Consider the following 22,361-nt stretch of genomic DNA (forward strand, 5'->3'; position numbering starts at 1 on the left):
TGCCCTCAATATTGCGAATCAAAATTACGGCCAATTGAATTCTTTTCAAAGACCTCCACTTCCAGATCGCTGTGTAGTTCTTGAGCCTTATCCATCATCAACTTGCCAATTTTCTTCCTTTGATGTTCTGGCTGAAGAAATATCGTACCAATTTCATTACCCATTAACGCTATGAACCCAGCAATTTGATTATCAACTTCCGCGCCCCACGTATCGGCGTTGGGTAAATATATTTCTGGAATATCCTTCCTTACTTGTGCCTGAAACTTTTCTGGTCATAAAGGGTGTGCGATCTTTGAGGCATTTTCCCAAGCGGACATAACATCTTTTAAGTCAGCATCTTCATACCTACGAATGATTCGTTCTATTACAATTTCTCCTGAATTGCGCTAGCGGGATAAGTGACTTGTTAGTCCTTCTTTTTACCGATGAACTGTACGACCGCGGCTAGGCCCGTATGGTATGTTCCCTCGGAAACTTCTCGCTCAAGTTCTCGTAAAAGAATCGGCTCAAAGTTCGGAAACTCACGTTCGATCTTAGCAGGTGTCATCAACATATCAGGATCCTTTGGTCCACCAGTATCACGAGCTAGTTGGGCTTCCGAGTATGCTTCAAGAAGGATAATACCGTCAGTCCTCAAGCATCGTTCCACTAACGGGTACAGTCTTCGTCGAATTGCACTCGGAAGATGCGAGGAAATCGACACAACGGATCCGTAACAACTCTCTGCTGGCTCAAAAGTTCCCAGGTCAATGACTTCTGTTTGGATTTTTACGCCTTTGGACTTTGCTAACGCCTGGGCTTTAGCAAGTCCCACTTCTGATCCGTCGACCCCGTGCACTTTCAATCCCAGTGAGGCAAGAAAAACAGCATTTCTCCCCTCACCTTCAGCTAAAGAAAGAACAGGATCACGAAGCATAGTTGCATGTTCAGCAAGGAATGAATTTGGCTCCGTTCCATAGATATATTTGTCTCCGGAATATCGTTCATCCCACATGTAGCCTCCATCAGCCAAAAATTTTCAACTGACAGTGTTCGTCTGTAGAGATTTAAGAATACCAAAACAGTAATTTGCGACTCTTATCAATTAAAAAGGCAATTGTCTGCTATGGGTCGACAACCGCCGGTTGCCGTTAGCCCTGGAAATGTCCGCATTTGGTACTATGCTCGATCAAATCTGACGCTATCCGTCAGATGAGATTTGGACTATGGCAAATTAGGATGGCCAAAGCCAAGCCGCGCCACGCACCCCAGAAGAATCTCCATGCTTAGCCCGAACGAGTTTCGTGTCGACTCGATCAGAGAACACCCACTCGCCCCAAAGCCGAGGCACTTCTGTATACAACCGCTCGATATTCGACAACCCCCCGCCCAGCACAATGACTTCAGGATCCATGAGATTGATGATAGAGGCTAAGCCCCGTGCCAACCGATGCGCATACCGCCTCAACGTGTATTCCGCTGCTGTATCGCCACGTTGGGACACATGGTCCATTTCTTGTGGCGACACATGCTGCCCAGCCGCTTGAAAATATTCTCTCTGAAGGCTAGGTCCTGACAGGAACGTTTCAATGCAACCCCGTTTCCCGCAATAGCAGGGCTCGCCAGGACGTTCATCATCTTCGGCCCATGGCAACGGATTATGACCCCATTCCCCAACGATCGCATTGGGACCACGTAAGGTTTGACCGTTCCAAGAAATCCCGCCGCCAACACCCGTCCCGAGAATCACACCAAAAACCAATTGTGCTCCCGCTGCAGCCCCATCCAAAGACTCTGACATCGTAAAGCAATCGGCATCATTGGCCAACCGGACAGTACGGCCGAGTCGTTCCTCAAGATCCTCTTGCAACCGATGACCAATGAGGCACACGGAATTGGCATTTTTCACAAGACCCGTTGCCGGAGAAATCGTCCCAGGCATCCCAAGACCAACAAGCGCCTCAGTCTTAAAATCCCGTTCAATTTCATCGACGAGTTGACGAATCGCGTCAAGGATTTTTTGATAGTTTCCTTGAGGAGTTATCGCACGGCGACGTGTCAGCTCACATCCACTCTCGTCCAACAAGATGGCTTCGATCTTGGTTCCGCCTAAATCTATCCCTATTCGCATACCCTCTTTTGCTAACAAATTTGCGCCATACACAACACATATGACACACATAGATCTACTGAACCTTGAGCTTTCTGTTCGTGTAGCACCGACAACACTGCGGTAGAGTCGTTGACATGAACTTCCTGTAATCTTAAAACAAGCCTGGAGCAGACATGACTTGGGAGGCAGAGTGAAAGAAATGAGTCCTGACGAAATAACACCTTTCCCAAAATTTGGAATGTTTATTCGACAGGCTCACGATTGCGACGTGAGGGGCGAGAACTTTTTTTCTCGCTATCTTCCAAGAGTGACCTGTACTGTTTTTGACGTTCGACTTCACGTTGAAAAAAACGTTTTCGCTGGAGCCGAATGTTTTCCAGAGTCTCCTCTTGTTCTTCAGGTGAGAGGGTTTTCCAATGTTCAGAATTTTTAAGTGACTCTTCAAAGTGAGCAAACGGGACGGGTCTTTGCGGTAATTTCCTTTCAGGTGAATTTGATGATTTTGAATCTTTTTCCGTGGATTCTTGTTTGACGGAATTGGGGTCTTGGGTTTCTGCTAAAATAGGGGTGGCTAACCAGAAACCTAAAAAAAGAGCAAAAAAACAGAAGGACCCAATAGAAGAATAATGCATCATGTCACCCCATGCGTATCGTCAAAGTTCTGAGCCAAAATTAACCGACAGCCCAAGCCCCTGACTGTTTTTAAGGGAACCGTATTATAAGCGTGTGGCCTTCTGCTCGTTTCAAGAAAATTCCATATCGACGAGGATTCGTATTTGCAGACGATCAATAATAGACTTGACTATTCATATTTTTCAAGATGAGGTATCGTCTAAAACTTATGCGAACCAAACACTGAACTGTTGCCTTCGTAAAGAGTCATTAGCGCTGACGCTCAAACCCACGATCGTTCGCGAATACTACCTGCTTCGAATGCAAGAATCATACGCCATTCAGTCACCCTCTCATAAAATGTTCGATTAGGAACGTCAATGATCATTTTAGCCTTTAAATAATTCAGGTCCCGTAAGAATGCACAAACGCTCTCTCTTTTTGTACTTATTTCTAACTATAGTGTTCAGTTTGTTCAGACCTGTGTTGAGCTTGGCAGAAGAAGGTTCTCCAATTCTGACGATCGAGATACAGGAAAAAGGTACAGCCCTGATCCATGCCAGCATTGAATTGCCGACCGCTCCAGATCAAGCATTTATGATTCTTACTGATTACGGGCAGTGGTCGACACTTTTCCCTGAAGGCTTTCACATACACCTCACCGACTGCCCAGAAGACTGCTCGGTCATCGCTGATATGATCATCCCACACGTTCTTGTATCCTGGACCACTCACTTACGCGTCACATCACACGAATCGCCCCCTCACATGTTTGAATTACATTTGCTCGACGGTGATTATTTGCAATACCAATTGCGGTGGGACTTTTCCCCGACACAAGATTCTGAGAACACCCTTGCCACCATGAGCCTCACCCTTCAGCCCAAAGGTTCGCTCACAGATTGGACCCCAAATTTCTTTTACGAGTGGACATTACGGAATGGACTAGAAGATCACTTCAAACGGATTCAGCATCAAGTGAGGTTACGGTCTTCCAAATGACATTCAGCATATCCCATGCGTGAGGGAGAGACTAAAAGTAAGCGGTAGGTGTCAGGTTCTAGGCCGTTTAGATCGCTCTGACAAGTCAATTCTTATGATATCGAATCATATACTTAATGGACAAAAATGCGACACCAGTTAATGAGGGTCTTCTTCTTGAAACATCATTTGACACCGACCAAGATTACAATCGAATGGTCTTGGCCTGAAATTCTCTGGCAACCGATTCAAGGTTTTACCAACCCATCGCTTACAGTAGAACCCCAAATATGAGAAAGTGCGGCATGCGAAATTATCTCACCATTATTCAACTCATTGCTTTCTTGTTGTTATGGCCATTCACCAGGGTATTGGGTGCAGACCAAATCGATGAGATCACTCACAACATTAACCTCAATCGGATGCTCAGGGACATTGAATCCTTAAGCAGTACAGAGCTAGAAGGACGACAGGCGGGCACCGCTGGAGGAGAGAAATCAGCCAAATTTGTAATGAAACGCTTGAAGCACTTAGAGTTGGTTCCGGCAGGAGAACGAACAACTTCTAGGACAAATCTTTCGTGGAGGCAACAACACCCACACGCTGCAACAAAACTTCTTGAACCCGCGATGGCAGAATTTACAACCGTTCAAGGCTCCCTCAAGCACACAACCTTTTCACCAAAGCTGGGGTTCGACTTTTCCCCCATCCTTGACTCTCCTTCTGCAAACATTCTGGCACCCGTCATATTTGTGGGCTACGGAATCGATGATCCTGCGCATGGCGTCAATGACTATGAAGGCATTGATGTCCACAATCGAATCGTCATGTTTCTGCGAGGAAAGCCTGAACATCATTCAACCTGGGTCACGCATGAGGAAAAAGAACAGACCGCACGAAGACACGGGGCAGCAGGGTTTATTACGCTCACGGGACCGATCCTCAATCGCTATGACGCCCGCCGAGGCATGGGGCAAGCTCCTCTCGCGATGTACTCGAGTTCTTCTGCCGACGAACGACCTCTCCCCGGGGTTTGGATAAGCGGACAGGTGGGAGACACACTTTTTACATCACAAGCACGTTCTTTGCGAAATATCCAAGCTCAACTCAATAAGCACTCGAATAACCATTCATTTGAACTGGGAATCACCGCACGTCTTCAGTTGGAAAGTAAGCAAGAATCCGGATCACTCATAAATGTACTTGGAGCAATCCCAGGACGTGACCCTCTCCTTCGAGATGAAATGGTGATTGTCGGTGCTCACCGAGATCATTTTGGCAAACAGGCAGGCCAACTATTCGCGGGAGCTGACGACAATGCTTCAGGCACAGCGGTCCTGCTTGAACTCGCCCGGGTCTTGACGAAAACTAAACCCGGCCCTGCCAGAACGATCGTGTTCATTTCATTTGATGGAGAGGAACGAGGGCTATTGGGATCAAAACTCTATGTCAGTCAGCCCACACATCCGCTTAACAAAGTCGTCGTGATGATCAATATCGATCATGTTGGTGTGGGCAATGGCAAACTGACGGTTGGAATAACCCGGCAATCAAAAGCCATTGGAGAACAATCGGCCAAGCTGGCTGATCTCAGCGAAAAAATTCATTTCTATGGATTTTTCCCTGGTGGCGACCATGTTCCATTTTTCGAATCCGGAGTACCGACGATAACGATTGTCAGCAGTGGGAAGCACTCGCATTTTCATCAGCCTTCCGATACGGCGGAAACCATTCATTCCGAAATACTCCAAAAGGCCGCTCGATATGCGCTGACCCTCACATGGCTCCAAGCCAATCAACGTCCATAGACCATTACAGATAAATCGTTGCTCACACGCTCTCTTGTTATTATCAATTATCAAGAATTATCAGGTAAATTGATGTGATGCGTGTGTTAAACTTCTATTGCTGATGAACTGAACTTGACTTCAAGGGAACAACACGTATAAATAATTAATTAATTTCCTGAATTTTCTTCACAAATTTCATGACCCTAGGTACACTACATATTTCAGATTCAAAACACCACGAGAACAGTGAAACCATCAACATGTAAACTTTGCGAAACAATGAACCGAATAACACGAACATATCAACAATCAGACCTATCACGCGTATTCCGGCAAGTATGATGCAGCTTAAAGACTTGTCTCTCCTGTAGTCTCCAATTCACAGTAACGAATGAAATACTTTTCTTCGTGACGGTATGTTAAGAAAATTTCTGAGGTACAAACCGAAATCGTCCATCCTGCTCATGAGTTTCCTGAGTTGCCTGACACTCCTGCATGCCTGTTCGACGCCACAGACGACGAACATCGCTGAACAAGAACTCGCGACAGTAGAAATTGACGAGGCAGTACATTTCCCCACGCCTTCCGGAGAAGACATTACTGTCATGCCGGGAGCCTATCAAATCAAAACCGAAAGATATGGAATACGCTTGTTTGCCGAGGAAGGCACCGAGTCGGACTCAATGCTCATTGAAGCCACTGCCACGAATCATACAGAGTCGATGACTCATCCGATAGCATTGATGTCTTCAGATAAGCAAGATCATCGAGTCATTACCTTGCTTCGTCCGAATGGCGAGAGATGGGACGCATGGGGCACACAGGGCAGTGAACATTTCCGTGCCGCTCAACCTCTTCACATACCCAGTGCACAGATCATGCAGCGTCTCAACGCGATAAATACGGACAAGGCTCTCATCCCGCAATTTTCCTTAGCTTCGGTCTCAGTCAGATACGATGACTCCAAGAAATCTTACAAAGGGGAAAAATTAAAAACCACCTGGCGACTTCCCGTGAATGATACGCTCAATTCCGGCAGCTTTACCTTCAGATGGCGAGGGTACTGGGAAAAATCAGCCTTTCAACCATCGTTCATCCCCAGCAAAGTGGTTGATCTTCAAAATCTCGTCAAGAAAAAACAATGTTGCATTACATTGACGGTTGATGGAAAAGAAGCACCGTTAACCCGATTGAGTTTTAGTAAACACGGAACTCTCCTCACCAGAGTGCAACTTGACAATGTCCGAGTCAAAACATGGCCGAAAATCGTGAAAGTCGTTGTGACAAAAGGCAAGAAGACCTGGGAGTCAGACTCAATTAAGATTTACGCAAAGACCATCAGTTATTACGAGTCCGTGCTTCATCCAATTTTCTCACATGATCGATGCACAACCTGTCATGCTCTCGGCACACACGATAAAATTGTCGACATGCATCAATATCGCATCGGCATAGAAAAGTTCCCGTATGAATTTGACGAGGAAGCTAGACCACAGAATCCTACATTTTGTGCAACATGCCACAAGGCACCCTATCTCAAGAATGCATGGTTTTCTCCGCTCTCGGTACAAGAACTTGACTGGAAAGACTTGGATGCAATTCGAGTGTGCCGTAAGGTCACTGGACCATTTATCAATAAAGACGGAGAGGTCGAACCTCCATTCGAGCGTGAACGATTGACCCAACACTTTCACGAGAATCCGCGAATAATCTGGGCTATCAGCGATGGCCTCACGCCATCGGGCAAAGACCTCCGCGTGCCATTGTCAAAGAAACTCAGTCTCTGGTTCAGGAAAGTGGACCCGTGGGTCGAGGCTGGAATGCCCTGCCCAACCAATGCTAAGTTTTTTCAACGGAAAGGGCAAACGTTAACGGAGAAATTTTTTCCCCGTCGATAAGACTGATACTCACACCGCTTTCGTTATCTCTCACACTACGATGGTACACGCTCCAACCTGTCCTCCAGACGTTTAAGAGCTTTTTGCGTTTCGCGTAGATCTTTCAAAATCTCTTCTTGTGTGACTGGCGCTTCAAGCTCCCGCAACCGCTCGGCCTTGGCTTCGTCAAGATTATTAATAACGACCGCGATGAACAGGTTTACAACAACAAAAGTCCCCAACACGACAAAACTGACAAAATACATCCACGCAAATGGATACAGCTCCATAGCCTTATACATCACGTCAGTCCAGTCTTCCAGTGTAACCACACGAAACAGGGTCAGCAAGGAAATTCCCAGCGACCGCCAGTGTGTTGGATCATGCTCATGAAACAACTGAAAGCCCGTGATGGCGTAAATATAAAAAATAACACCCATCAGGGTCATCACATGGATCATACTGGGAATTGATCGAACTAACGTCGAGACGATAAGTCGCAGTTCAGGGATAGTGGAAATTAACCTAACCACTCTGAGGAGACGCGCTAACCGTGCGATCATGGCGAATTCCCCGGTCGCAGGAATTAAGGAAAACACAATCACCGAAAAATCAAAGATATTCCAGCCATCTTTGAAATACCGGCTCACCTGCGGGGCAACAGCCATCATCTTGAGCGCGGCCTCGAGAATAAATACGCCAAGAATGAAGTGATTAGCCAGATGAAAGAAATCACCAAATTGCGCGACGAGATCCGGAGACGTTTCCATCCCAAGAATCACGCCATTGACAAGAATTAATCCGATAATCAAACGCTCAAACAATGGTGTACCCACAATACGACGAGCAAATTGCTTCATAGAAATCAACTCACAATTGAATAGTTATTAATCGATGAAAATACTGGAAGTAGAATAAAAAAAGCTAGCAGATAATCCAAAAACCTTTTGGATCATACCCTGCGCACTCACATGCCCGAAAGACATAAACGAATCTATTGTGAAGAATGATACGTGATGAAGACTAATACATGACAGGTAGGAGTGCTCGTTCTCCAATGAGATACGATGAACGAACAAGGAGAGACTTAACGCATTTACTTATGAGGTATACGCCAAGAAGGGCACGGTGAAAGCACACACGACGAAGAAAAGTGTTGTACTCTACAAATACGAACTCTGAAGATATCCGCGCAGGACATCACGTCGTGCCACAATTCCAACTAATCGACCAGCGGAATCGATGACCGGAACGCGAATGAGGTGGTTGTTATGGAGTACATCTATCACAGTCAGCACATCGGTATCTTTCGTCACTGAGACAGGATTCGGGGTCATAATTTCGCCTGCGGTCACATCGGCCAATTTTCGTCCTTTCCGAACAGCATTCAACAGGTCAAATTCTGAGACGATCCCGAGTAAGCGATCAGCAGCATCCACGATCGGCACGGATCCAAAACCTTCCATCATGAGAGAAGCGACAAACTCCGCCTTCACATCTTTACTTGCAGATTGGACATCTTCTTCCATGATGGCCCCGACCGTCATATGGCCGAATTTGCTTTCTCGAAGAGCGGTTCGACCTTCCTTATCAAATGCCACTGTTGCCATAGTGCCCCCTATATCAGAAAAAATCACCATTGCCGACTTCGCCTTCTATCCCTTAAAAGAACAAGGGGAAATACTTGAAGCCAGTCTGTACTAACCTCGTTTCTAAGGTCTGGTCGGGATTCCAGTTCCTAAACTTGAGAGTTTTAATATATTCAGGTGGGATTGCTGCCTGAGGAGCGAGCCCTACCAGTTCACTTTCTTCAATCCCCACACCATACCGTTCGGCCCCTTCTTGCACCGCACAATACGCATCGTACAGAGAGGTTTCCTGATAATTCGTTAAATTCATTGAGACCTGGACGACTCCACGACTTGGTAAGGCCACCCCCATTGCCTTTAAAGATAAGAGGCCCCCTCCAGATGTTCGAATGGATTTGGCGATTGCTTGCGCGATTGATAGATCATTCGATTGAAGCAGCACATTATAAGCAATTAGAAAATCCCTGGCTCCCACAGAAACGGCTCCTGCCGTCGCATGTAGGTTCTGGGGGCCAAAATCCGGACGCCACTCTCCTTCTTTTTCCATTCGTTCCGACAAACCGCTCCAGCCACCTCGCCGTATGACCTCTAATGATCGGGGCGGATTAAGGGGAGAAGCCTGTGCATAAAGAAAAACAGGGATCGTTAATTCTTCGCCTATTTTTTTCCCCAAACACTGAGCCAGGGTGATGCATTCAGCCATCGTGACACCCTCAAGCGGGATAAAGGGCACAACATCCACGACCCCGACCCTGGGATGTACGCCTTCATGTTTTGACAAATCAATCAACTTCATCGCATGACGGGTAAGCTGATACACAACATTCAGCACTGCCTCCGGAATACCTACAATCGTAAACACCGAACGGTGATGGTCAATATCACAATGTCGATCAAGCAAGACCACGTTCTCGACACGCTGCACAACCTCCGCCAAGGCATTAATAATGTCGAGATCCCGTCCCTCACTGATGTTAGGCACACATTCAACGAGTTTTTTCATCATGAGAGAGACTTCAAGACCCTGTTATTTCTCACTCTTTTCGCATGGGCAGAAAAACTGAGGTCTAAGGCATTTTCTTGACACCAAAAAATACACCATACTATAGTCAATATAAGCAACACGAATAAGGTCATCGCACAAATATTCCCCTTTATAGAGGTAGGTGAACTATGAATTCTGCTCAGCTCGAGCCCACAGCAGCGCTCGCAGAGTTAAAAGAAAAAAAACCAGACAGCGTCACCATTGTCTGTCTCAGTGGGGACATGGATAAAGCCATGGCAGCATTTATTATTGCCACGGGCGCAGCAGCCATGGGCATGAAAGTGACGATGTTTTTTACATTCTGGGGCTTGAACATCATCCGCAAACAGGACACAACAAGTTCGGCCAAAGACTGGATGCGGAAAGCCTTTGGATGGATCAATAAGGGTGGCACCGAGAATCTCCCGTTATCCCGCTTCCATTTCGGAGGTCTCGGGACCAGCATGATGAAAAAGGTGATGAAAAATAACCGGATGCCCGGCATTGCTGAATTACTGGAAACCGCTCAAGATCTTGGGGTCAACATGATTGCCTGTACAACCACCCTTGGAATGATGGGCATCTCGAAAGATACCCTGATTGATGGCGTCGACCAATTAGCAGGTGTCTCTACGTACCTTGCCGAAGCAAAAAATGGCTCTGTTAACTTGTTTATTTAACGATTGAGGAATCACAATGATAGAATCCGATGTCAAACTCGATACCCTTGGGTACTTTTGTCCCATGCCGATTATCATGACCTCTAAAAAGATTAAGGAACTCGTGCCTGGGCAAGTCCTGGAAGTCGCATCAGATGACGAGGGCATTAAGAAGGATATGCCAGCCTGGTGCGAAACGACCGGCCATGAATGGGTTGGCTTAGAAGAAGCTGACGAAAATTCCATCCACGTTTATAAAGCCTACGTCAAAAAATCTGGCGAGTAAATTACCGTATAATATTTCGGAAAAAGGCCGTTGGTGTTCAAGCGCCAACGGTCTTTTACGTTTTCCCACGTTGGGTACGAACTGTCTAGCGCAAGCAAACGAGACTATATTCCTACTCATCTCCCCCCACACCAGGTGGAAAGAACCCAAACACCGACACGCTACACAAATCAGCACAGTCATCACTGATCGCATTGCCATTCGTGTGTTAGGAATTAAACATTTCCCAGGGATGTTCATCATGAGATTCTCACGAAAAACATCTGCGCAGTATCTGTTGAGACACGAACAAAAGCTAGCAATACGAATGCTTTCAATATTTTGTGTTTTTTATTAAGATACGATTCTGAAAATATCGGCACGCAAGACTTCTCACCATTTTATCACTTTTTCAGCCTGATCTTTGTGCAAAGTCGTCTTTCTTAGATTAAGCTTATATAACTCCATATTTTCCACTCCATCTAAATTCCCTGGAGGGCAATCATGCAAAAACTAATTATACTTTTGAGTATTATCATTACGTGGATTTCTCCAGCATTGGCCCTTCCTCTCAGTAATGGTGGATTTGAGACGGGGAACCTTAACCATTGGCAAACGCTTGGGTTAGTCAATGTTGAAACATCCGTATTTGGAAGCGGACCCAAGCAGGGAAACTTCCAGGTATTTCTTAATACAGAAGATGGCACGAGTACGAACACAGCCAGCATCGATAACATAGAGGCCTTCCTTGGCGTTTCCCAAGGACTTGTGGATTCCATTCACCCTTCGCCTGGGCCGTCATTTGAGACCAAGGACGGATCAGCCATCAAGCAAGATTTTCACGCTTCCGCAGGTGAAACCCTATCATTTCAATATAATTTTCTGACCAGCGATGGACTTTGGGGTGGCGGTGTTGATCCAGATGCGTCACGCGACGTCTCGTTTGTCACACTGACCGGGCCAAACCTGTCTTTTGGAAAAATCTTAAGCAACACACTCGATATTCCTAACGCCCCTGAAGAGACACTTGTTTCGATTAATCCTTTCCGGTCATCCCCTACTCCCTTTAACCTTGAAACAGGGTTTCGACATGTCTCCCTTATGCTTCCGAACGACGGCAACTATACCGTAGGATTCGGAGTCGTCAACAGCGGGTTTGTTGGAGCTTCTTCAGGCTTACTCGTGGACCAGGTATCCACGACACCTTCGCAACCCGTACCTGAACCGTCGACCCTACTGTTACTAACATCAGGGCTCATCGGTCTGGCAACATGGCACCGGAGGCAAAGGGCATGCTAATGAACGCCCACACACTTTCTGATATTTCTGTCGACACGTGGGTGCAGGGTGGACCGATCACACTCGAAGAACTTGTAGGCTCTGTTATCGTAATCGAAGTGTTTCAGGTGAATTGCCCTGGATGTTTTCTCTATGCGTTACCAAAAGCCATTCAATTACATGAACGCTATCGGGATAAGGGGTTAGTCATCATTGGGCTCGCGACAGCATTTGAGGATTATGACAAAAATACGATAGAAAACTTACAGCGATTGGTCGACACAGGAGAAGTGATTGGGGAAACATTAAAAGCCTTAACGCATCAAGGCATGCTGACTGATGGCAAGCTTGAGTGGCGATTACCATTCCCTGTCGGCATGGATCGCGTCGTCCCAGAATCCGAACCTGTCACACACGAAAAAGTGGAGCGGTATGCTCAAGATATTCTGCCAAATTTTGGAGAATTAACAGAAGACCAGCAACTCAATGTCCTCACTCAAGTCCGAAATTACTTGAAACAAAAAACCATGAAAGCCGAGACCTTCGATCGCTTTTCCTTACAAGGTACACCTTCAGCCATCCTGTTTGACCGCAAAGGCCAGCTCCGCGATGTCTCGTTTGGACAAATGGAACACCAGCAATCGCTGGTTGAGCAATGTCTAGCTGAAGCCACATGACGTCAGTAATCAAACAAACATACCGTAGACCTAAATTACGTAGAGACTGACGTCTTCGATTCCACATACCACTCGTTAAAGAGACGACACCCCGCACCGAGCGTTGCTTCCTCATTCTGAATCCACCGACGAATCAATCCAAGTAGACAGAGAGTATTCGCAAGAGGTTTGATGGTCGGCAATTTTAAGAAACGGGCCACTTCCCTTGGGTTGATGGGAACTCGGACGTTGATCACATGAGCCAGCACGTCATGTTCCATGGGCTCTTTCATTTCTTTAATACAACGCTGAAAAAATGGGGAAAGGTAGGCCACAGCCCTTTGGATCGTCTCCTCTCTTTTGCATTGTTTCCCCTCAGCCAACAATAACGAGCCAAACGCTTTCAGAACGTACGGATGAGTCCCAGCCTGCTCGAGAATCGTAACTCGATGTTCACTGGAGAGACCTTCACCCAGAACTTGGTGGGCTTCTTTCTCTAAAAAGACGGACAACGGAATAGGACGAGGCTGACGCTTGAATCCACTGAATCCACCGCTCTTAACAAATTCCATCCAGTCTCTGCCTCCTGCATACACGATCACACCCCGCTCCACCATCGAGGATAGAGCAAGCACATTGAGATCATCTGCCAACATATAATCACAATTATCGAGAAACAAGACCGATTGAGAATTCGCTGCTGTCGCGATGAACTGCTCTCGGTCTTGTGCTATGGACAAATCAAAATACACGGCTCGTGGCTCATTCGATCGGGAAGCCGATGAAGAATGGTTCAACTGCCACGCCAAGTGGAGCAGCAAAGAAGTCTTCCCTAATTTCGGTCCACCGAAAATGCTCAGCGACTCTCGCCGTTCAAGCCGCCAGAGTAGATTCCGAACCAATCCCTCACGCCCGTAAAACTCTCCTGGTCGAAAGACCGCAGCTTCCGGATTGTGAAATGATTGTGGCACATCTTGTTTTGACATGATCAAAGTGTAGATGCCCAGGGTGGAATTGGCAATGAAGCGTAATATGGAAAAGACAATATCAAGCACTTACGGCAGGCCCCGCCCCTGGCCTTACGAGGAAAACCTGTTTTAGATATATTTTCCGGAGTTGGGTTGTTTCATTCCAGCCTTAATAACTCCTTTTGAACTCCTTATTGCTGCAATTTAGTCGCTGTATTTATAGCAATCCCTTGTCTTACACAATTTCATATGGACTTTACCGGTTCCCTTTATTAGCCTTAAGTATTGCTCAATAAATATTTAGTGAACGGTGGCGGCGGTCTATGAGAAGATATTTCCTCAAAAATGCGACTACCTCTTTTTTCTGTAATCTGGTCTTTTGTAACATTCCTTATGTCGAACTGGAAAATGGAATATACTCAAAATTTTCTAGACAATAAAGGGAACAGTTTTCTTGATAGATTCTGATCAAATGATCGATTTCCACGAAATTAGGTCCCATGAAGGTGACAAGCGCAAAGGCTTTGAAGAACTTGTGTGCCAGCTTGCTCGACGAGAATATTCTTCAGAGAAAGGAGAATGTCGTCGGGTTGAAGGAGCAGGAGGCGATGGGGGAGTAGAAGTATATTGGTCACTAGAAGACGATACTAAGCATGGTTACCAAGCTAAGTATTTCCTTTACACCAAGGACATCGATTGGTCACAAATTGATAAATCCGTTAAAACTGCCATTGAACAACATCCTGAACTGAGGAAGTATACCATTGCCCTTGCGTGTGATCTGACAGACAAAAGTGGAAAACTCAGAAGGGGTAAAACCGGTTGGAAACATTGGGATACACATAAAACGAAATGGAATGAGTGGGCTAAAGCGAAAGAAATGGATGTCGAGTTTATTCCTTGGACGAAGTCAGACATTACCGATAAACTTGTTTCTAATACCACGCATCGTGGGCTAATACTGTTTTGGTTCAATACCAATCTATTTGACCAGCAATGGTTTACAAATATTTTTGAAAGAGTAAAAGCTGATCTAGGGGAAAGATTTCAGCCAGAGGATCATGTCGAAGTCGACATAGCGAAGGCTTTTGAGGGACTTGCACGTTCACCAGCTTATCTTCAATTTCTCTCAAATTGGTTTAATAATATTCCAGACCTGAGTGATCTTCACGACGCAATAAAAAGGCTGGATTCCGTTCCCGACGGACAATTAACTGAATATCTAGAAAATCGATACTTAAAACTAAAACAAACTGGGAAGACAGTTTATTCATTTAATGCAAATCCCTTCCCGCTTAGAGATTGGGCAGACACCATTGCCTCTCTCATTGAGGCAATACAACAAATTGATAAATGGCTACACAACCAAGATAACAAGGGCAGTGACTCGCTAAGGGATTGGAAAAGAAGAGGATTGGAGTGCCTCAATACCATTGAATCATATTTGGATCACACACCGTTTCACCTTCGAGATAATTCCCAGAACGAGATAAGTGTAGAAGCAGATTCTCGGCAGGTTCTGCTGGTCGTTGGGGAGGCCGGTTCGGGTAAGTCTCATTTATTTGCTGACTCCGTTTTCGCCGTTCTGAATAACGGTTCTCCAGCAATCCTGGTTCTAGGACAAAACTTTCCTGGAAGGGATATACGTCATGAATTTCTAAGCTACTTGGACCTGAGGCACCACGACTTTTTGGAAGTTCTTCAGGCATTGAACGCATCTGGTGAAGCTTCGAAGACCCGACTAATAATTCTCATCGATGCATTGAATGAAACTCAAAACCTTCGCATTTGGCAGGATCAACTCTCTGGATTCGTATCAGACATCCTTAAATACAAGTGGTTGAGTGTTGGTTTGAGCCTTAGACCAGAGTATGAAGATTGCCTTATTCCGGGTACTCTTAGGAAGAAGATTGCATATGCAACCTGTTGTGGGATTCAATCACCTCAAGAGAAGGAGCAAGCTGCAATCCAATATCTGGAAAAGCGAGGTATTATAAGACCAGCCCTACCTTGGATTGCTCCAGAGTTTTCAAATTTTCTTTTTCTCAAAACGTGCTGTGACTCACTTCGCGAACTCGGCATTAGCGAATTTCCAAAAGGTATGCATGGCTCCCTTCAGGTTCTTGACTTTTACCTAAAAAAGATTGATAGGAAGTTAAGAAACAATTTTCCGGGAATACAAATTCCATCACAAGCAGTACAAAATTCGATCCGGAGAATTGCCAAGTTGATGGCTGAAAATAAAACGGATTATATTAATGAGCTCGCAGCCATGGAGGTGTGCGAGGTTGAGTTCGGATCTAAAGGGCCGAACACACAACTCACTTGGTTTTTTGTGTTGACCAAAGAAGGGGCATTCCGACGAGACCATATTTTTTCTTCAGAAAGTAACGATCCTCTTCAAGACATAGAAGAAATTTTTCGGTTTACTTATCAACGTTTTTCTGACCATCTTATTGCTCAGGACTTTTTAGATAAAGTTGATAATGTTGATGATGCTTTTCAACCCCACGGCCAATTGGGGTTTCTGTTTGAAAAACACAAGTTATCTAGCTGGATGTCACTTTTGGATGCTCTCGCAGTCCAGATACCAGAGAAATTTTTTGGAAAGGAACTTCCTGATGTCTTACCTGACTTTATGGATGAACGTCTATTGACTCACTCAGTATTTGGAGTATTCGAACAGAGTCTTCTCTGGAGATCTAAAGAATCCTTTTCGACTCGAACGCTAGAACTATTTAGTTCAATCCCCAACGATTGGAACGATCCTAAACTTATCATACTAGTTAGGCTTGCCGTTTTACGCGATCATCCGTGGAATGCAGAATTTTTAAACAAGAAACTTCAGGATCTTCCAATGGCGATGCGCGATGCATTTTGGACGATCAAGTTTAACCACTTGTCCAAAGATAATTCTCATCCTATTTGGGAGTTAATACGTTGGGGGTTAGAAGGCGATCTTCAACATGCAGAGGTTGAAACATTACGACTAGCAGCAATTACTCTGGGTTGGGTTTTGTCAAGTTCGAATCGTCCTATTAGAGATACAGCAACGAAAGCGCTTATTTCAATCTTTATCATTCGCCCAGAACTTATTGCTGACCTGCTTCAATCCTTTCGAGACGTGGACGATCTTTATGTTATGGAACGTCTTTGTGCAGCTGTTCTTGGAGCCATAACAAGAGATATGAGTCATGAGCACATACATATAGCCGCTCGCGTGATTTATCAGACCATTTTCGCCGACGAAACTCCTCCTCTTAACATTAACTTGAGAGACTATGCGCGAGCTGCTGTCGAATATGCCTTTGTCAAAGGTTACCCAGGTGACGACATTGACATTGAAAAATGCAGGCCACCGTATAATAGTCAATGGCCCCTTGATGATGTAATGCAGGAAGAAGTCGAAAACATTGCGGAGGCAAGTGGCGACAAAGCTATACTTCGTTCTGCTTTAACGTCTGGAGATTTTGAACGTTATGAAATTAGGGCAACGGTTCGCCATTTTACAAACATTTCCCTTAGTCAAGTACGACCCTTGATCAAGAAGGAGAAGCAGGAACAGTTTAAGGCAATACTTGCAACATGGGATAGTCAGAAGCAGGAAGCGTACGCTCAGTTTAAAGTTGCTATAGACGAGAAAAATTCTTCACTCCGAGTGAATACGCGAAATGATAATAAGATTGCATTTCCTTCCCATTCTTATGCTCCTAATAAGATTGAACGTGTGAACAAATGTAAAGATAATTTAGTAGAGTTACTTTCAGAAAGCGAGAAAAAAACTTTTCAAGACCTAATTCACCCAATAGATAGTGATCTTCCACCGTTTGACACAAGTTTCGCGAAAAGGTGGATTACCAAAAGAGCCTATAGTTTTGGCTGGAATAAGAAACGCTTCCCTAGTGATAGAGATCAAGGTTACGGACGTAGCCGCCCAATAGTCGAAAGAATAGGGAAAAAATATCAGTGGCTTGCCCTTCATGAATTGCTCGCACGTTTAACTGATAACGTTTGGACAATTGGAGGATGGCCCGAGCGAGCAAAGAGATACGACCATCCTGCAGAAGGCTGGTTCGTCCGAGATGTGGAACCTTCGTTTCTACTCGACCCGAAACCCTTAAATAACAATAATCCCTGGTGGCCGGTAAAACCTTTGGAATTGCATCCAGTTTCAGATGAATGTCTTTCGACTTGGCCGTCCACAGTTAATCCACCCAATACTTCAGACTGGCTTAACGTGGTCTCTGAAAGTGAAATTCCTTGGATTCTTTTACATGGATTTTTTAGAGTCCGTGAAGAGAGGAAAGAAAGTGAGGTTATTGATATTTCCTCTCGACGAGAAATTTTTGTTCGAGTGTCTACGATCCTTGTCCAAAAGGATGCTGTTTGCCGCTCGATGTCACAGCTACACAAAACTCAACTGTCGGACAGTACCGGACTTGACCCCATGGATCGAACAGATGGCCCTTACTTATGCGAATATCCATGGAGCAACACATGGAGCTCTCACCGTGAAGATTACGAGGACAACGGCTTCGGGAACTTGGCTGCCATTAAATACATTCGTCCTGTCACAAGACACGTTTGGGAAAGCCATTTGGATACTAGCCTTACTGAAGGCTCTTCAATTTATATTCCGGATCCCTGGATCGGCCAAAAGCTTGGGTTGGGACCCAACCTTGATCATGTTGGGGAATTTATATCGAATACCGATGGTAAGACCGTTTTTCTGGATCCAACCGTTGGTACGACAGCGCATCCAGCTGCTTTAATTGATAGAAAAAAGTTTTTCGATTTTCTAGAAAGTGAAAAGCTCGAATGTCTCTGGATTGTGGCTGGGGAGATAAATGCTTGGCCTTCAGGAAAACTTGGAGACTATTCCTGTCGGTCTTTCGCAAGCATATGTCGATGGAGAAGAAAGAAATGGGAAGTTAAGAAATGGCATATAGACACTAGCAGCTAGAAAAGTTCATGATTATTTTGCCTGTAATTTACTTGGCATCATAGAAAAAATGAGTCTTAGTTTTTGGTTGTTTTTAGTGGATTGTTAACCAATCTCAATGAGGCCACTAATTCACCTTACAAAAATAGGGTGAACCTAACTAACCACTCTTCAAGCAAATCCCACACCAGGATTTAACTTTGCCAACTAGAACTCAAATCCTTGTAGTTAAAATCATGCCGTCTTGGTCCCCGATAGCAAACTCATTTACTTCGCAAGCCTCTTACGTTTGAAACCAATGAATTCCCTGAAATGGGATCCGTGAGATTGGCCTTGGTCTTGCCTTCTTCACTACGGTAGTGAAAATTGTTAAACTATAAGGAAGTAAGAATACTCATCCTTCAAGCTGGAGGGCCACCCCATGCAGCTCTTCATTCAGCTTTTTCCTACTGAAGTTCAAGTTCTCATAAGAAATGCTTTTCTCATTTCCCTTCTTTTCATAACCATGATTCTCCCGATCATGATTGCAGAGGGCTGCGTCAAACGTCCTTCTTTGGAACCGACACCAGGAGTCGCGCCTCAGCAAGATACAACCCCCTAAGGAGTTGTAAGACGTATTTAGGATTAATGAAAGAGGTGAGGAAATTTTTGGATGAGTGACTCCATGACTTGCGAGTCAAATTGCGCCTTCACCAATGAGTGCGCTTTGGAGAGCTGGGAAATCGTCGCATTTTGAAGGCTCTGTAGATTGGCCTCTTGAAAATTCACTTGCAACAATGATGTTCTTTCGAAATTAGCTCCCTCGCAATTCGATTTCGTCATATCAGCTTGTGCGAGATCGGCATGACGAAGATTTGCACAAACTAGATGTGCCTTCACAAGACAACCCTCTCGGACTTTACTTCCTTCGAAATTGGCATTTCCCAGATTCGCCCCTGAAAAATTAGCTAAATGCAAATTCGCTTCGGTTAAATTTGTTTCAGTTAAATCAGCCTCAGTGAAATCTGTCTTTGCCAAATGAGCTCTGGTGAGATTCGCTTGAACAAGAATAACCTTAAGAAGATCAGCGTCACTCACATTTGCCTGACTCAAGTTTGCTCCAGTGAGATTCGCTTCAACAAGACTCGACTCTGACAGGTTGGCCCCAGTCAACATCGCTTCGACAAGATTCGCCTCATCGAGATTCACATCTTGAAGATCGGCCCCATTAAGATCGATTTTGGATAGTTCCAATCCCGATAGATCAGCACCACTCAAATCAATGCGAATCGATGGATTCTCCAGACGCCAGGTATTCCAGACTTCGACTCCCAATCTGATTAATCGTAATTGTTCTTTATATGCCATATGTTCTTTCGTATCAAAAATCTGATCAGTATGTAAAAAAATCAATTGTCTGCACACAAACGCCCTTCCTGGGGAGAAGCTGAAAGAAGATCATAGAAAACTTTAACAGGAAGGAGATTGCAATAGGAAAAGTCAAGACACACGTTGCGATCGATATCGAACTTTTAGACAGAGGATGGTAAACGCCAAAATAAATGTGACGGCGTTCGCGACAATGAGTGGAAGATCACGAATTGACACACCATAGACAATCCAAAGGATAATTCCGGTGCAGAGCGTTAAGAGCATGCCAAGCGAGACATCGTCCGCCGAACGGGTTTTCCATGTTTTGAGTAATTGAGGCAAAAATGCGGTGGTCGTTAAGGCTCCGGCCATCAATCCCAGTACAGTTGTCACATCCACCATTGCTTTCTTCGCCTCTTTATTGTCTGCAACGCATTAGAGATTATTCTTTACACACACCCTTGGAATTGGAATCCGAACACCTTCTGTCAATCAGAATACAACTTGACCCTCAGCCCAATTCAAGGATAGCCTGATACTAGCAGTAATTCAATATAGAGAGTCTATGTCAAATATCATTCTTCCACCAGCTTGGCGAATTCCTGAACGTGAGGCCACACCCGAGTCTCTGTATTATCAATCGGTCAGCCGCCGAACGTACCTTAAACTGATGGGATTGGGAGCCTTCGCTCTAAGCAGCGGTCTTCCAGGATGCTCTGTCGAAGTCAGCGAAGAGAGATTTTCCAAGAATCCGAAAAACTATGAATTGTCCGATATTGATAAGGACGTGTACCCCGCTCCACGAAACAACCTTTTTGAACTTGACCGGCAAATGACGGCTGAACATATTGCCGCACAATACAATAATTTTTACGAATTTAGCGAAGCCAAAGATGATATCTGGAGACGCGTTGGCCCTTTTCAACCTCGTCCTTGGGACATTGAAGTTGTAGGATTAGTTCAGAAGCCGAAAAAACTGACTGTCGACGATTTACTTCGAACGATGCCACTCGAAGAACGAATGTACCGCCATCGGTGCGTTGAAGCGTGGGCCATGGCTGTGCCATGGACAGGATTTCCCCTCAAGGCGTTGATCGATCAAGTGGAGCCCGTGAGCACCGCACGGTACATTCGCCTTACCTCGTTTTACTCCCCGAAGGTGGCTATGGGACAACGAGGCTATGGACCTTGGCCTTATCGAGAGTTCCTCTCCATCAAAGAAGCCACGAATGAGTTGTCGCTGCTTGTCACCGGAGTCTATGGTCACCCGCTGCCCAAACAACATGGAGCCCCAATCCGGCTGGTCACGCCTTGGAAATATGGATTCAAGAGTATTAAATCCATTGTCTCCATAGAGTTTGTAGCCGAACAACCCGCCACATTTTGGAACACCATGGCACCACAAGAATATGGTCTCGTCGCAAACGTCAACCCAGCCATTCCTCACCCACGATGGTCCCAACAAACTGAAAAAATGATTGGCACCAACGAACGCCGTCCCACGATATACCTCAACGGGTATGCACAATGGGCCGGTAGCTTGTATAGTTAGGTCCCTCTAACGGCAAGATCTTTCATCTGCATACGTGTAAGAAAATCCCATTATTGCCCATCACCACTCTCCATGTCTTCTCGTGTTTCACAACCGAAAAGAACTATACCAATGCGACTCTTTCCTCTATCATAGGTAGTATGAGCTTTTTGTCTGGGAGATGATGGCATGATTTGGTGGCATTGGGCGTTACTCGGACTTGCTTTCTTAGGGTTGGAAATTTTGACCCTGGGTGGACTCGGCAATTTTTACTTTTTGTTTTTTGGCACTGCCGCACTCGTCGTCAGTGCCGTTGTCTGGTTAGGCCTAGCTGAAGCGGCTTGGAGCCAATGGGTCTTATTCGCGATTCTTGGCATCATCTCACTCCTCGCCCTCAGTCGAACACTTCAAAGAAAGATCACGCCTAAGGAACAAGGCCCAACCAACGTTGATTCCCTTTTGGGTAAAATTGCCACGGCCCTTGAAGATATCCCGAGCCAAGGCGCAGGCAAGGTCGAGCTTCACGGATCCACCTGGACCGCCTGCAATAAAGGAGACACCTTGCTACTAACGGGACAACGCACGCAAGTCATTCGAGTTGACGGATTGACGCTCTGGATTCAGGCTGAAGCGTCTCAAGTCAAAGCTGAGCAATTGAGTGGAAAATGACATACGGTTAGTGATGAATACACCATACCCCATGACATGTGACATCACATTAGGTCTACAGCAAACAACGGAACG

General features: G+C 45.4%; 20 protein-coding genes. 10 read left to right on the forward strand and 10 right to left on the reverse strand.

What is annotated here, in order from left to right:
• Positions 1 to 5 precede the first annotated feature (5 nt).
• The 4 genes from ACWQXP_RS00365 to ACWQXP_RS00380 form a co-directional block, all read right to left on the reverse strand.
• Positions 6 to 242 carry a GNAT family N-acetyltransferase gene (locus ACWQXP_RS00365; protein WP_454061123.1) on the reverse strand — a complete coding sequence of 79 codons (237 nt, stop codon included), beginning with the start codon at positions 240 to 242 and terminating at the stop codon, positions 6 to 8.
• A 167-nt stretch (positions 243 to 409) separates the two neighbouring features.
• The gene (locus ACWQXP_RS00370) at positions 410 to 997 is read right to left on the reverse strand and encodes an SAM-dependent methyltransferase (RefSeq protein WP_454060847.1); all 588 of its coding nucleotides are present in this window, start codon (positions 995 to 997) and stop codon (positions 410 to 412) included.
• 219 nt (positions 998 to 1,216) lie between these two features.
• Positions 1,217 to 2,164: an ROK family protein gene (locus tag ACWQXP_RS00375; RefSeq protein WP_454060848.1), complete on the reverse strand. Its 948-nt coding sequence runs from the start codon at positions 2,162 to 2,164 to the stop codon at positions 1,217 to 1,219.
• Positions 2,165 to 2,337: 173 nt separating this feature from the next.
• Positions 2,338 to 2,730 carry a hypothetical protein gene (locus ACWQXP_RS00380; RefSeq protein WP_454060849.1) on the reverse strand — a complete coding sequence of 131 codons (393 nt, stop codon included), beginning with the start codon at positions 2,728 to 2,730 and terminating at the stop codon, positions 2,338 to 2,340.
• A gap of 469 nt (positions 2,731 to 3,199) precedes the next feature.
• On the opposite strand from ACWQXP_RS00380, the gene ACWQXP_RS00385 reads away from it, so the two are divergent.
• The 3 genes from ACWQXP_RS00385 (at position 3,200) to ACWQXP_RS00395 (ending at position 7,376) form a co-directional block, all read left to right on the forward strand.
• A complete protein-coding gene (locus tag ACWQXP_RS00385; protein WP_454060850.1) occupies positions 3,200 to 3,709 on the forward strand; it encodes an SRPBCC family protein in 510 nt (169 codons plus the stop codon).
• Between the two features lie 284 nt (positions 3,710 to 3,993).
• Positions 3,994 to 5,496, forward strand: coding sequence for a M20/M25/M40 family metallo-hydrolase (locus tag ACWQXP_RS00390; RefSeq protein ID WP_454060851.1), 1,503 nt, complete (start codon positions 3,994 to 3,996; stop codon positions 5,494 to 5,496).
• Between the two features lie 446 nt (positions 5,497 to 5,942).
• Positions 5,943 to 7,376: a hypothetical protein gene (locus ACWQXP_RS00395; protein ID WP_454060852.1), complete on the forward strand. Its 1,434-nt coding sequence runs from the start codon at positions 5,943 to 5,945 to the stop codon at positions 7,374 to 7,376.
• Positions 7,377 to 7,411: 35 nt separating this feature from the next.
• Here the strand turns inward: ACWQXP_RS00395 and ACWQXP_RS00400 are convergent, their stop codons facing one another.
• The 3 genes from ACWQXP_RS00400 to ftcD all read right to left on the reverse strand — a co-directional run bounded on the left by ACWQXP_RS00400 (position 7,412) and on the right by ftcD (position 9,950).
• The gene (locus ACWQXP_RS00400) at positions 7,412 to 8,215 is read right to left on the reverse strand and encodes an ion transporter (RefSeq protein ID WP_454060853.1); all 804 of its coding nucleotides are present in this window, start codon (positions 8,213 to 8,215) and stop codon (positions 7,412 to 7,414) included.
• Positions 8,216 to 8,518: 303 nt separating this feature from the next.
• Positions 8,519 to 8,965, reverse strand: coding sequence for a CBS domain-containing protein (locus ACWQXP_RS00405; protein WP_454060854.1), 447 nt, complete (start codon positions 8,963 to 8,965; stop codon positions 8,519 to 8,521).
• 52 nt (positions 8,966 to 9,017) lie between these two features.
• Positions 9,018 to 9,950 (reverse strand): glutamate formimidoyltransferase, encoded by a 933-nt coding sequence (ftcD, locus tag ACWQXP_RS00410; RefSeq protein ID WP_454060855.1) that lies wholly within the window; start codon positions 9,948 to 9,950, stop codon positions 9,018 to 9,020.
• Positions 9,951 to 10,117: 167 nt separating this feature from the next.
• Here ftcD and ACWQXP_RS00415 point away from each other — a divergent pair, with 167 nt between their 5' ends.
• The 4 genes from ACWQXP_RS00415 to ACWQXP_RS00430 all read left to right on the forward strand — a co-directional run bounded on the left by ACWQXP_RS00415 (position 10,118) and on the right by ACWQXP_RS00430 (position 12,847).
• The gene (locus ACWQXP_RS00415; RefSeq protein ID WP_454060856.1) at positions 10,118 to 10,648 is read left to right on the forward strand and encodes a DsrE/DsrF/DrsH-like family protein; all 531 of its coding nucleotides are present in this window, start codon (positions 10,118 to 10,120) and stop codon (positions 10,646 to 10,648) included.
• 16 nt (positions 10,649 to 10,664) lie between these two features.
• Positions 10,665 to 10,913, forward strand: a complete 249-nt coding sequence (locus ACWQXP_RS00420; RefSeq protein ID WP_454060857.1) for a sulfurtransferase TusA family protein — start codon at positions 10,665 to 10,667, stop codon at positions 10,911 to 10,913.
• A 483-nt stretch (positions 10,914 to 11,396) separates the two neighbouring features.
• Positions 11,397 to 12,191, forward strand: coding sequence for a PEP-CTERM sorting domain-containing protein (locus ACWQXP_RS00425; protein WP_454060858.1), 795 nt, complete (start codon positions 11,397 to 11,399; stop codon positions 12,189 to 12,191).
• A complete protein-coding gene (locus ACWQXP_RS00430; protein WP_454060859.1) occupies positions 12,185 to 12,847 on the forward strand; it encodes a peroxiredoxin family protein in 663 nt (220 codons plus the stop codon). The genes ACWQXP_RS00425 and ACWQXP_RS00430 overlap by 7 nt, the downstream gene beginning before the upstream one ends.
• 35 nt (positions 12,848 to 12,882) lie before the next feature.
• Here ACWQXP_RS00430 and ACWQXP_RS00435 read toward each other — a convergent pair whose 3' ends face one another.
• Complete coding sequence (locus tag ACWQXP_RS00435) at positions 12,883 to 13,812, reverse strand: hypothetical protein (RefSeq protein WP_454060860.1); 930 nt, start codon at positions 13,810 to 13,812, stop codon at positions 12,883 to 12,885.
• A gap of 436 nt (positions 13,813 to 14,248) precedes the next feature.
• On the opposite strand from ACWQXP_RS00435, the gene ACWQXP_RS00440 reads away from it, so the two are divergent.
• Positions 14,249 to 18,757: a hypothetical protein gene (locus tag ACWQXP_RS00440; protein ID WP_454060861.1), complete on the forward strand. Its 4,509-nt coding sequence runs from the start codon at positions 14,249 to 14,251 to the stop codon at positions 18,755 to 18,757.
• A 603-nt stretch (positions 18,758 to 19,360) separates the two neighbouring features.
• On the opposite strand, the gene ACWQXP_RS00445 is transcribed toward ACWQXP_RS00440, so the two are convergent.
• Complete coding sequence (locus tag ACWQXP_RS00445) at positions 19,361 to 20,083, reverse strand: pentapeptide repeat-containing protein (protein WP_454060862.1); 723 nt, start codon at positions 20,081 to 20,083, stop codon at positions 19,361 to 19,363.
• A gap of 132 nt (positions 20,084 to 20,215) precedes the next feature.
• Complete coding sequence (locus ACWQXP_RS00450; protein WP_454060863.1) at positions 20,216 to 20,488, reverse strand: SemiSWEET transporter; 273 nt, start codon at positions 20,486 to 20,488, stop codon at positions 20,216 to 20,218.
• A gap of 163 nt (positions 20,489 to 20,651) precedes the next feature.
• Here ACWQXP_RS00450 and msrP point away from each other — a divergent pair, with 163 nt between their 5' ends.
• A complete protein-coding gene (gene msrP / locus ACWQXP_RS00455; protein WP_454060864.1) occupies positions 20,652 to 21,638 on the forward strand; it encodes a protein-methionine-sulfoxide reductase catalytic subunit MsrP in 987 nt (328 codons plus the stop codon).
• Between the two features lie 168 nt (positions 21,639 to 21,806).
• On the forward strand, positions 21,807 to 22,286 hold the full coding sequence (locus ACWQXP_RS00460) for an NfeD family protein (RefSeq protein WP_454060865.1): 480 nt from the start codon (positions 21,807 to 21,809) through the stop codon (positions 22,284 to 22,286).
• The last annotated feature ends 75 nt before the right edge of the window (positions 22,287 to 22,361 follow it).

This window comes from Candidatus Nitrospira salsa, assembly GCF_965152625.1.